Source organism: Sphingobium sp. (genome assembly GCF_033795625.1).
Lineage (GTDB): Bacteria > Pseudomonadota > Alphaproteobacteria > Sphingomonadales > Sphingomonadaceae > Sphingobium.
Window position 1 is genome coordinate 25849 of the sequence record NZ_JARYGI010000035.1, and the last position, 11600, is coordinate 37448.

Here is an 11600-nt window from a genome sequence, read left to right on the forward strand (position 1 = left end):
GATTGTCATGAAGGCTTCAGAAATCGTCACGCGCCCGTTCTCGATGATGCGGGACTTCCTCACGACCGAGGCGGGCGGCGGCATCGTGCTGATCAGCGCTGCTGCCGCTGCGATGATCGTTGCGAACTCGGATCTGTCAGCAGAGTATCTGGAGACGCTCCATCTTCATGTCGGCGGGCTCAGCGTCATCCATTGGATCAACGACGGTCTGATGGCGCTGTTCTTCCTGGTGGTCGGCCTGGAGATCAAGCGCGAGGTTCTGGACGGACAGCTGTCGCGCTGGTCGGACCGCATCCTGCCTGGCGTAGCTGCAGCGGCGGGCGTGGCTCTGCCGGCGCTCATCTATATAGCTTGCAACCAGGCCGATCCTGCAGGATTGCGCGGCTGGGCGATACCTGCCGCGACCGACATCGCCTTCGCTCTGGGCGTCCTGGCGCTGATCGGAAGCCGCGTACCCTCTTCGCTCAAGATATTTCTTACCGCCGTTGCAATCATCGACGATCTGATCGCCGTCCTCATCATAGCCTGCTTCTATACGGCGGACCTCAAGCTTCTTCCGCTCGCGGGAGCAGGTGCAGGACTGCTGGTGCTTGCCGCATGCAATCGCGCAGGTGTGCGCAGCCTCTGGCCTTATCTGGCCGTAGGTTTGGCGATCTGGTTTTGCGTGCTCCAGTCAGGGATCCATGCAACGCTTGCTGGCGTAGCGGTAGCTATGACAGTTCCGCTGACCCGGACACCCGGCAGGCCAGACGATCGGCACTCCCCGCTTTACCGGCTTGAGCATGGCCTGCACCCTTGGGTGGCCTACGCGATCGTTCCTATCTTCGGCTTTTCCAATGCAGGCGTGGCGCTTGGCGGCTTTTCACCACGTGACGTCCTTGCGCCCGTGCCGCTAGGCGTGGCCCTCGGGCTTTTTATTGGCAAGCAAGTGGGTATCTTCCTGTCGGTATGGCTGCTTGTCCATCTGGGGTGGGCAGAGCGTCCACGCGGCGCAAGCTGGCGCCAGATCTATGGCGTGGCCCTGCTGTGCGGTATTGGCTTTACCATGAGCCTTTTCATCGGCGCGCTCGCCTTTAGCGACGGATCCCACCAGAACGACGCTGCCAAGCTTGGCGTGCTGCTCGGGTCGATAATTTCGGCTTTGGCGGGATATGCCATTCTGCGAATGGCGCGCTCAGGTTCGAGTAGTCGGCACCAGCACTTGTAGAGATCTGTCGTGCCGCGCGCGAACTCCTCGATGAAAAACCGAGTAGTGCCGGCTTCTTATAGAGCCCATTCCGAAAGACTGACGCCGCTTTCCGGGTCATCGAATGTGACACGTGTGAGTTCCACTGCGACCAGGCAGACAGGCCGGACTTCCGCGTCGGCAGCTGTGCAGTGAATGGGCTGGCGATCCGAAAACGCGCCGATCCTGCCACTGATCGACAGCTGATACCCTTGAGCGCCGGGTTGCGCACCCTCATCCAGCTTGATGGTGGCGGCATAGGGCCTCAAGCCGCGTCGCCAGGTTCTTGGATCGTCCTTACCGAATAATTGTACAAACCCCGCCGAGTGCGGCTCAGGCTGCGTAACGGCAGATGGGCTTGACGATAATCCCGCTTTGCGAGGGCAAACCTCCTGGCTTGTCCATGGCCGTCGGATCCAGAACCCTTCGACAGCATCATAGCGATCAGTCTGCACCAATTGGCCGAGCATAGGCAGCGCCTTGGTGATTTCTACGCGTGCCGTGAGTTTGAGAGCTCTTGTCTTGCTGTCATAGGACCATCCCGCCCAATTGCTCCCCAGGTCGTCGGAAGGGCCGTTGCATCCAAAGGGCAACTTGAGTTGAAACGGGCGATCAACAAGGGCCACAACATCTTCAGGGAGCGGCGACCCGCTTGCGAAGGCGTCGGATGAAGCCCCGATCGCCGCGAGCAATTGGCGGCGATCGAGCGGAGGTATAGTCGCCGACACGATGCGGGGCGGCGGGACAGCAGCATTAACGGCCGATTCATTCACGGGTGCCTGAGCAGTCTCGTTCTGATCTGGTGCTTGCCGAGCACAGGACATGAGCGAGGCGATGGCGGCGGACAAGGTGCATGCGTGCAGTAGCTGCCGAGTGAAAGACGGGCTGACCATCTGCCTTGTCTAGCATCTGCATGCGGAGATTGAAGGAAAAAGCTTGGGGTCTGGCGCAACGATCCGCTCTCCACCTGCGCGCGCAATGTGCTAGGCCTGTCTCCAATGACGGCTGAACAGATACTTACCCTGCTCGTGCTCGCCGGTGTCGTCGGCGCACTGATATGGGACCAAGTGCGCGCCGACGTCGTCGCGCTCGCCGGAGCCGCCCTGTTGCTGATCACCGGCGCGGTCCGGCCCAGCGAGGTGCAAAGCGCCTTCGGCAGCCCTGCAATCGTCACACTCGCTTCCCTGTTCGTTATCGCCCATGCGCTGGAACTGTCAGGGCTGCTCGATCGCCTGATCGGCAAGGCTGTGGCGTTGTGCCGCCGCATAGGATCGGCAGGTATCTGGATGCTGATAGGTCTGTGCGGCGGCGCGTCGGCGTTCCTTAACAACACGCCCATCGTCGTGCTGGCAGCCCCGGTGGTTCGGGACGTAGCAAACTCCCTGAAACTTGATCCCCGACGTTTCCTTATCCCCTTAAGCTACGCTGCGGTGCTCGGCGGATGTTGTACGCTCATTGGCACATCCACCAATCTTCTCGTCGATGATATGGCCCGCAGTTCAGGGCAGGCTCCGTTCAGCATCTTCGAGATCACGCCGGTCGGGGTACTGGTTGCACTGGCGGGGGGCATGTATTTGTTGTTCGCCGCGCGCTGGCTTGGACGTGGCAGCGATGCAGCGCATTCCGAACCGCCAAGGATGATCGAACAACATGTAACGCATCTGGAAATCGCTGGCGACACGATCGGTGACCTTTCTGATTTCGGCGAGGACCGCCGCCTGAGGCCAGTGCAGGCGATCACATCCTCGCTTGTGTTCTTCGGCGTGGTGCTGCTTGCCGCGCTCGATGTCGCTCCCATTGCCGCGACCGCCTTTGCCGGCGCGGTCCTGTTGATCCTGCTGCGCGTCATCAGTCCAGAGCAGGCCTATGGCGGGCTTCGTCCCGAGATACTGCTCCTCATCGCCGGCATGGTCGTCATCGGCATTGCCCTTGAGCAGACCGGACTGGCGTCAGCGGCAACGGACAGGCTGGTGGGATCGATGGGCGGAACAGGCCCGCTGGCGGCGCTCATATTCTTCTACGGCGCGACGATGGTGCTGACCGAGCTGCTTTCCAATGCCACCGTCGCGGTCCTGGTCACGCCCGTTGCAGTGGCGCTTGCAGAAAGCCTGGGGGTCAGCCCGCGGCCCTTTCTGGTCGCGATCATGATTGCAGGAAGCGCCGCCTTCGCTACCCCCTTCGGCTACCAGACTAATGTACTCGTCTTCCAGATGGGCAAGTACCGATATACCGACTTCATCAAGATCGGGCTCCCGCTCAATCTCGTCACCTGGGTTGTTGCCGTTGCCGCCATCACGTGGTTCTTCCCTTTCTAACAGCCATCCGAACATCGTTCGCCTTTTTCATCGACTATTCATGCATGGCAGCAGCGGGAGTCCCGGTATGGAATGGCTGGAAAGATTGACCGGCTCACAGGGCGATGTCCTGTGGTGGCAGATGTGCCTTCGCTCGCTCATCATCTTTTTCTTCGGGCTGCTACTCCTGCGTTTTTCGGGCAAGCGCGTGCGCGGCCGCTGGGGCGCCTTCGACATCGTGCTGTTCGTCATCATCGGCTCGAACCTCAGTCGCGCCCTGACGGGTAACGCGCCCATGATATCAACATTGGCGGCAACCACGGCTTTGGTGGTCGTGCACATGCTGCTGGCGAAAGCAGCAGTATACTGGCGTCCCTTGGGTCCCCTGCTGAAGGGCCATTCGGCCAGACTTGCTCAGGACTGCCAGGTTGATGAGGCAGCGATGAAGCGGCACTCAGTAGGCCGCGGAGATCTTGACGAAGCGGTCCGAACGGCAGGCCTCAAAGGCATGCACGATGTGGCAGAAGCTTGGATCGAGCGGAACGGACACATCAGCATCATTCGGAAATAGGCAAGGCCGATTGCCAGCAGGCGCGGATTATCGGCTGAGGGTCCAGACTTCGTCTTCCTCCATGACTTCGGTTACAGATCGGCCTTGATCGTCACGCGCCGGTTCGAACCGGTAGCGGGCAGTAATGACACGACAGGTCATAGCATCCACTTCCGGCAATCTGCTTGAGCGTGTCACTTCGCAGGTGGCTACGCGACCATCGGGCCCCACGGCGAAGCGCACGCTCACCTCAATGTCGCCAGCCGTTCGAGCGGAACGAGGAATGTCGGAATTTCTAAAGCTTCCACCAATCTGGCGGGCGGGTATCCATGCACCTCCTCGTCCCGAGCCTTCGCCTGATCCATCGCCACCGGCGCCGCCGTTGCTATCTGCTCCCGAACCAGCACCACGAGCAGTGCCGGTGCTGCTGTTCGTCAGCGGCGCGGGCATCTGGACGATCGAAGGCGGCACGGCAATGACAGGCGTGGCAGCTAACACAACCTGAGATCCAGGCAGATCAGGCGAGGCAGCGCCCTCTTCTCGCTGCGCATGAGACTGGCTAGCTTTGTTCTCCTGGGAAGGCAGGCGGGCTGGCGATGGAGGAACCTTCTCCAATCGAATCACCAATGGCTGCTGCGAGGGCTCTCGGCGAATGACCGGCCAACTTGCACCCGCAAGGAGCACTATAGCCAGCAGCACATGAACAGCGGCCGCGAGGAGTGCGCACCATATACGCGTTGGCGACCAACGCTGATCAGTCCAGGCCATTGTATCGCGTGAGCAGCAGGGGCTGCCACTCTCGCCCTGCCGACTGTAGCCCCGTCCGCCTATCGGTAAACGCGCCGTCCATCACGATCGATATAGTATTCCCGCCCGCGTCGATCGCGCCTCCACTGACGGTCACCCTCGGACGTGGCGGCACCCACTGCTGCGCCGCCAGCCGCACCGATCGCCGCGCCTTCTCCCACCCCAAGCCCTGGGATAATGGCGCCTGCAACCGCGCCGCCCACAGCCCCAAAGCCACCACCGCGAAGCGCGTCGCGTGTGGTCTCGCGAGCGCAGCCGCCAAGGCTGGCAATGGCGGCTACACCAACCGAGGCAATCAACAATTTCCGCATGTCCAATCTCCCAAAATCGATGCCTGGACAACATCCGGTATGTAAGATCGTTCCTGACGCCTCGATAGGCTGGGAGAGGAAATCCGCGAACTGACAGAGGGATAAGGGATGCATGAAGTGGAGTTGTCGACAGTTGGGCTGCTGCTTTTTGTCGCCTGCCTTGTCGCCATAATCAGTCGTCGAATAGGGCTCCCGTACACGGTTGGTCTGGTGGTCGCGGGGATTGCACTCAGCCTCGGCGGCTATCGTAGCGGTATCCAGCTGACCCCAGAACTAATCTTTACGCTCCTTCTGCCGCCGTTGGTGTTCGAGGCGGCACTGCACCTGCACTGGTCGCAATTTGTGAGGGAAGCGCCTCTCGTCCTCAATATCGCTTTCGTGGGCACGCTGCTGTCTGCAGCGGTGGTCGCATGCGGGATGCACTGGCTCATTGGTTGGGGATGGCAGGCCGCGTTGCTCTTCGGATCGCTGATCGCCGCGACCGATCCCGTCTCAGTCATTGCGATGATGAAGGAGCAGGATGCCGACAAGCGCCTGCGTTTCATCATGGAGTCCGAAAGTCTCGTGAACGATGCGGCAGCCGCTGTCCTGTTTGGGCTCTGTATTGCCTGGATCAGCGGTGAAAGCGTCAGCGCCGGCTCGATAGCGCTATCGTTGTTGCTCACGATCGCCGGAGGTGTCCTCTGCGGGCTGGTGGTCGCAGGAGGACTGCTGGTCATCGCCGGGCGGTCGGACGATCACCTTGTAGAACTGACGCTCACAGTGCTTGCCGCTTATGGATCATTTGGCCTTGCCGAAGAGCTGGAGGTGTCCGGCGTGCTGGCCGCCTTGTCCGCTGGCATGCTGGTGGGGAACTGGGGGCCACAGCGCAGCATAACGGAACGCGGAGGCCAGTCGGTAATCCGCTTCTGGGACTTCGCCGCCTTTCTAACTAACTCTGTCATCTTCCTGCTGATCGGCAGCCGCGAAGCCGATCAGGCCATGACTGCATATCTCTGGCCCGCGATGGCAGGTATCATCCTGGCGCTGCTGGGCCGTACCGTCGCCATCTATTCTTTAGGGGAATTTTACGTCCGTTCACGTCTCAAAATCACGTTGGTGACGCGCCATCTTCTCTTCTGGGGCGGTTTGCGCGGAGCATTGGCCTTGGCCCTGGCGCTCGCTGCGCCTACAACTCTCCCCGAGCATGACGCGCTGGTAAGTGTCGCTTTCGCCGTCGTCGCGTTCTCGATATTTGTTCAGGGATTGAGCTTTCCCGCTTTGCTGCGCCACTCGAAGCTGATCGCGGGCCAGTCGCAAACCAGTAATCAGACATAGCCGTTCAGGGCGGCTGTTATACGCCGGACGATTGGAAGGTTCTCGAAAGTCCATGGTAGAGCTTCTCACGGCAGACCCATTGGATGGCTGCGTCAGCGATAAAGGCCGCCGCGAACATCGGCAGCATGAGGCCGCGACTGGCTGTCGTTTCGGAGAGTATGATGACGGCCGTGAGTGGCGCTCGAACAACGCCTGCAAAGTAAGCGACCATACCCAGTATCACCACGGCATTGGCGGGATCGTCGGGAAACAGCGCATGGAGCAGGATCAGGCAACGGCCAGAGGAAAACTCCCGGCCGTCCGAGCGGAAATTATAGACGGGTTTACCACGATCGCCGGGCCTGCTCCAACGCCGCTGCACCAAGTCACGACTGCCGGGTTCACCCTCAACGCTCCACACCACTGGCGCCGCGTCGGTGATCTTGATGTCCTCGCGTGCGGCGATATTCGGGACGCCTTCGAAGAGAATTGCGATCTTACGTTCAGCAAAATCTTCGAAGATCGCCGCGGCGTCGACGGTGACCCGGTAATTATTGCACATGGAGCGATTTCTTTAGCCGGACATATACGGTACTGTGTTCGTCGAAGAACGACAGATTGAAGTTCCAGCTACACATCGATAAGTGGGCGAAATCCACAGTTGGCAAAGGAGTTTCAGCCAATGCTGGCGACGCGCAGCAATGGCGCAGTTGGCCGATTACAGTTGGCCGCTGTGCGGCCAGAGGATACGAGAAGTGGACGTTTCCGCGGCTGATTGCGGCGTGTCTATCCGGCTCACTTATGGGTTGATTCAGTCGGTTCGCTTGCCACTACTTTGTTTGGGCTTACTCAGCATCGCGCATATCGTGCAGACTATGCCTTCCGGTTCAAAGTCGATGCGGGCAGTGCCACCCAGATCATAGGCAAGGGCGCACTCCACGAGTTGAGACCCAAAACCCCGCTTTTCAGGCGAAACGACGAGAGGACCACCAGTCTCCTTCCAATGCAGGTGGAGCAGCCGGAAGCCCGACGGCTTCTCTTCCTGCTGCCACCGGATCGCCACGCGCCCGCCGGGGACTGACAGAGCGCCGTATTTCGTCGCGTTGGTTGCAAGTTCATGCAGTGCCATCGAGAAGGTGGTCGCCATTCGGGCCGTGATCCGGACGTCGTCACCCTCAACATCGAACGGCGTCCAATTCTCGCCGGACCCATAGGGCGTGAGCACCTGGTCGACCAGTTCACCTAAGTCGGCATTGTCTTCTCCGCTCGCGGTAAGCAGGTCCTGCGCCCGTGACATTGCACCAAGCCGGGCCGAATAGGCTTCCAGCGCACCCTCCAACGTTTCGGCACGCCGGAAGGTCTGCGAGGCGATGCTCGTTGCGAGACTAAGAACGTTCTTAACCCGGTGTTTCATCTCTTCGGCCAGCATTCGGGACTGTGCCTCGGCGCGTTCTCTGGCTCGAAGCTGGTCTCGCAATTCGAACTGGCGCTGGCGCGCCAAGGTCGCAGACCGCACAACGGAGACAAAACTGGCAACGTCCAGTGGACGGGCAAGCAGGACGACCCCAGGCAAAGCGGCAAAGGCTGCGATATCCTGGCCATGCTTTGAGGCCGCCCGCCGTTCGGGATATGCGAGCACGACCACCGGTAGATTGGACCAATGTGGTTGAGCGGAGAGCATTGTCGCGAGCGTGGCGAGGACAGGAGTCGAGAGCAACTCTTCGGTAACGACTAGCGCGGTGAGCCGTTTGGCGTCCTCGACGTTCAGGCCGCTGAACTCGCGACTGCTGCGGCAGGAGAAGCCGGCTTGGCCAAGTATTGCACAGGCGACATCAGCATCGCGTCCAAGCGGCGCAAGGACAAGAATGGTGTCGCCACCCTGCATTGGATCAGCTTCCATGCTCCTGGGGTGCTGTAGCATCACTCAAACATGTCGCCAGGATGGCCACGGAACACCGGCCTGCCCGAGAGTACGCCTGTAAAGTCTCGGATAGGCTCGCCCACATAGATCGAGCCACCGCCCATCCGCATCTCGCGGATCGTAGTCTCGTGCGCGCCGTCCCGTTTCTTGATGACTGAGATCGCCTTACGTACCATGCCGCCTGTCTCGAAATGCCGCAGAAGGATCACGGTGTCCGACATGTAGCTGACATCGAGTGGTCCCTGGATGGTGTCCCCGACAATCCCGTGCTGCGACACAACGAGAAGCGACAACACGCCTCTATCGCTCAGGAAGCCTAGCAAGTCGTGCATCTGGGACGCCAGCGCATCTTCCTGTGGCATGGCATGGAAATACCCTGTCAGGCTGTCCATCATCACGACGTTAGCACCGCCTCCATCAACGGCATCACGCACCATCTGGGAGAACTCGCCCGGGGAAAGCTGGGCGGTGCTGATCGACTTCAGCGTGACGAGGCTCTGCTCGACGAAGCCGCGCAAATTCATGCCGAGGCCCTCCGATCGCGTGAGAAATGTCTCAGGCTGCTCGTCAAACAGGAAGATTGCGGCACGTTCGCCCCGCTCAGCCGCGGCATGGATATAAAGGCTTGCGAGCGAACTCTTGCCGGTGCCGGTCGCGCCAAGAACGAGGCACGCCGTGCCCCCATTTAGCCCGCCGCCGAGCATCGTGTCGATACCTGCGACCCCGCTCTTGATCTCGACTTTCTTGCTTGGCTGAGGATTGTCCTGCGGTTCGAGGCGCGGGAACACGTCAAGACCGCTCGACTGGATCCGAAAATTGTGGTTGCCGCCGTGGAAATGCATGCCACGCATCTTCTCTACGACAAGCCGGCGCCGGACGTTTCCGTAGTCGGGCACGCTGCGGTCGAGCAGGATTACGCCATGCGAAAGTTCGGCCAGCGGTTGTTCACCAGTATCTTGTGTGCTGTCGATGACCAGAACGGTTGCATCACCCTTCGAGAAGGCCGCACGCAAAGCGAGAAGTTGGCGCTGGTAGCGAAGCGGAACGTCGGCGAGCAGGCGAAGCTGCGCAACGGAATCGAGGACGATCCGATCTGGTGCAAACTGCTCGATTGCGTCCAGGATTGCAGTTGTGGCCTCTTCTAACTCGACATCCGCCGTGCGAAACAGCGTTTGCTCGGGTGCGTCCTTCAGCCCCATCCCTGCCAATTCAACCATATCGACGCCGTTGAAGGACAGACCGTATGACTGGGCGATCTTCCTCAACGCCGCCTCGGTCTGAGCGAGCGTGATAAACAGCGCCCTCTCGCCCCTCCTGACGCCTTCTGCCAAAAACTGTAGCCCGAGTGTTGTCTTGCCAGTGCCGGCGCCGCCCTGAACAAGGTGCATCTGACCGACCGGCAATCCTCCTTCGAGGATCTCGTCCAGCCCTTTGACGCCGGTGGGAGCCTTCTGTTGATCGGCGTGTTCCGGCATATGCGTGTTCCTGGAAAGCGCCTCGCAGGACGCGAGGTCTCGGAATGATCGTCTTCACGCTCATCTGGCTGATTTATCGCTACGGGTAAAAGGAATTCGGCTTTTTCAGTCGCCTGACGAATGACAGCTTACGGGCACTGTCGATAACACGCTGAATGTCGTGAATTGGCGCGTATCTGCCATTGAGCCTTATCTCAAGGAACGTAGGCTTCAGTCGCTTGAGGGTGCTTCGATTAATCCAACAGGTCGCCTACTTTGACGCCCAGAAAGCGTGCGAGCTTGTCGACAACTTCAATCGTTGGATTGCGGGCGCCCCGTTCAAGGTCGCTCACATAGGTGCGGTGGATACCGGCTTCAAACGCAAACTGCTCTTGGCTGAGCTCTCGTTCCTGTCGAAAGCGCCTCAAATTGGCGGCGAGGCGGCTTCGGATATTCACAGGCCCAACACTGCGGAGCTGTCGACGATCCATCTACAGACGATCAGAGACAATCGACTTGACTTTGGGGCCGAACGAAGCGGAATGCGCGTCACTGATCGTCGACAGTGGCGGTCGCATCTGGGGCACTATGGATGGGTGGCAGAACAAGCACGGCGCTAGCAGATGGAAGCAAGGAAGCATCCTACTGCAGCGTTGAACTCGCAGCATGGGTCGGGCAGGGGATTGGCCCATGCCCGGTGCGCTACATCAAGCTAGGCAGCGGCGGTGGCTGGGAAGCCTCGGCTCTGGACGGCGGCAGGATCGAATGGGGCAATAGCGGCGATCCTGCAGATCTTGCCGCTGCCGGCGACTGGACGGCCGTAAGGCAGCATTACATATGGCAGGGGAAGAGACCGGCGGTCGCCACCAGCTATGCCAATGAGATGCGCGACTTCTTCACGCTGGGCGCCGACACGCTCTGGATCACCTTCGCGCGCGATCGGCTATGGTGGGCCTTTGCCCAACTCGAAGTGGTGCACCGGGGGATGGAGAGCGCAACGCAGGGAAGCTTCTACCGGCGTACCGTTGGACCTTGGCGTTGTACGGACATCGCCGGCAAGCCGCTCGTCATGCATGACCTGAGTACCGCGCTGACCAAGGTTGCGAGCTATCCACGGACGATGTGCATGGTGGAAGCCGAAGCTTATCTGTTCCGGCTGCTGAATGCAGAGCCGGATCCGGCGCTGCTTGCCGCCAGGGACGCCCTATGCTTGTTGGAGAAAAGTCTCGTGCCTCTGATCCAGCAGCTGCACTGGGCCGACTTTGAAACCCTGGTCGACCTCCTCTTCTTCCGCGCCGGCTGGGCCCGCGTGTCACGGCTGGGCGGCACGCTGAAAGATCATGACCTGATCCTGGAACAGCCGATTACCGGGCAACGGGTAAGCGTCCAGGTCAAGTCCCGCGCCAGCCAGGCAGTGCTGAACGGTTATGTCCAGCGCTTCAACGAAAACCAATTTGCCGACCAGCTATATTTCATCTGCCATAGCGGCGAACTCACCGCGCCGCCGTCGGCGCTGCCGCTCCACATCTGGACGGGTCCAAGACTTGCGCGCGAGGTGATTGCCGCTGGCCTTGGCAACTGGCTGTTGGAACGGGCAGCATAAACATCGTTCCGCTCAGTGACGGTAGCTGCGGATGACAAGTTGCCCCAGGGGGCGTTCAGTCGCCTGATCTGCCCCCTTCTGAGTGGTCCAGAATCTCTGTTATTTTGGATTATGAAGGAGTTTGGAAATGGGCAAGAGG

At 60.2% G+C, this 11600-nt stretch carries 11 protein-coding genes and 1 pseudogene; 5 read left to right on the plus strand and 7 right to left on the minus strand.

From position 1 onward, the window contains the following. Window positions 1–7: 7 nt before the first annotated feature. On the plus strand, window positions 8–1207 hold the full coding sequence (nhaA, locus tag QHC67_RS15090) for a Na+/H+ antiporter NhaA (RefSeq protein WP_319295508.1): 1200 nt from the start codon (window positions 8–10) through the stop codon (window positions 1205–1207). A gap of 56 nt (window positions 1208–1263) precedes the next feature. On the opposite strand, the gene QHC67_RS15095 is transcribed toward nhaA, so the two are convergent. Then, a complete protein-coding gene (locus QHC67_RS15095) occupies window positions 1264–1494 on the minus strand; it encodes a hypothetical protein (protein WP_319295509.1) in 231 nt (76 codons plus the stop codon). 729 nt (window positions 1495–2223) lie between these two features. Here QHC67_RS15095 and QHC67_RS15100 point away from each other — a divergent pair. Both QHC67_RS15100 and QHC67_RS15105 read left to right on the plus strand, forming a co-directional pair. Next, the gene (locus tag QHC67_RS15100; RefSeq protein WP_319295510.1) at window positions 2224–3540 is read left to right on the plus strand and encodes an SLC13 family permease; all 1317 of its coding nucleotides are present in this window, start codon (window positions 2224–2226) and stop codon (window positions 3538–3540) included. A 67-nt stretch (window positions 3541–3607) separates the two neighbouring features. Then, window positions 3608–4090, plus strand: a complete 483-nt coding sequence (locus QHC67_RS15105; protein ID WP_319295511.1) for a DUF421 domain-containing protein — start codon at window positions 3608–3610, stop codon at window positions 4088–4090. Window positions 4091–4117: 27 nt separating this feature from the next. Here QHC67_RS15105 and QHC67_RS15110 read toward each other — a convergent pair whose 3' ends face one another. Beyond that, window positions 4118–4567, minus strand: coding sequence for an energy transducer TonB (locus tag QHC67_RS15110; RefSeq protein WP_319295512.1), 450 nt, complete (start codon window positions 4565–4567; stop codon window positions 4118–4120). A 329-nt stretch (window positions 4568–4896) separates the two neighbouring features. Continuing rightward, complete coding sequence (locus tag QHC67_RS15115; protein WP_319295513.1) at window positions 4897–5187, minus strand: hypothetical protein; 291 nt, start codon at window positions 5185–5187, stop codon at window positions 4897–4899. Between the two features lie 108 nt (window positions 5188–5295). Between QHC67_RS15115 and QHC67_RS15120 the strand changes: the two genes are divergently transcribed. Then, window positions 5296–6504, plus strand: a complete 1209-nt coding sequence (locus QHC67_RS15120; RefSeq protein ID WP_319295515.1) for a sodium:proton antiporter — start codon at window positions 5296–5298, stop codon at window positions 6502–6504. A 16-nt stretch (window positions 6505–6520) separates the two neighbouring features. Here the strand turns inward: QHC67_RS15120 and QHC67_RS15125 are convergent. The 4 genes and pseudogenes from QHC67_RS15125 to QHC67_RS15140 all read right to left on the minus strand — a co-directional run. Then, window positions 6521–6769, minus strand: a pseudogene (locus QHC67_RS15125) (chloride channel protein); the annotation flags it as partial. A 525-nt stretch (window positions 6770–7294) separates the two neighbouring features. Then, entirely contained in the window at window positions 7295–8383 is a 1089-nt protein-coding gene (locus QHC67_RS15130; protein ID WP_319295516.1) for a sensor histidine kinase, read from the minus strand. Window positions 8384–8403: 20 nt separating this feature from the next. Further along, window positions 8404–9879 carry an ATPase domain-containing protein gene (locus QHC67_RS15135; protein WP_319295518.1) on the minus strand — a complete coding sequence of 492 codons (1476 nt, stop codon included), beginning with the start codon at window positions 9877–9879 and terminating at the stop codon, window positions 8404–8406. Window positions 9880–10112: 233 nt separating this feature from the next. Then, entirely contained in the window at window positions 10113–10316 is a 204-nt protein-coding gene (locus QHC67_RS15140) for a helix-turn-helix transcriptional regulator (protein ID WP_319295519.1), read from the minus strand. A gap of 134 nt (window positions 10317–10450) precedes the next feature. Here QHC67_RS15140 and QHC67_RS15145 point away from each other — a divergent pair, with 134 nt between their 5' ends. Continuing rightward, window positions 10451–11461, plus strand: coding sequence for a restriction endonuclease (locus tag QHC67_RS15145; RefSeq protein ID WP_319295520.1), 1011 nt, complete (start codon window positions 10451–10453; stop codon window positions 11459–11461). Window positions 11462–11600: the final 139 nt, after the last annotated feature.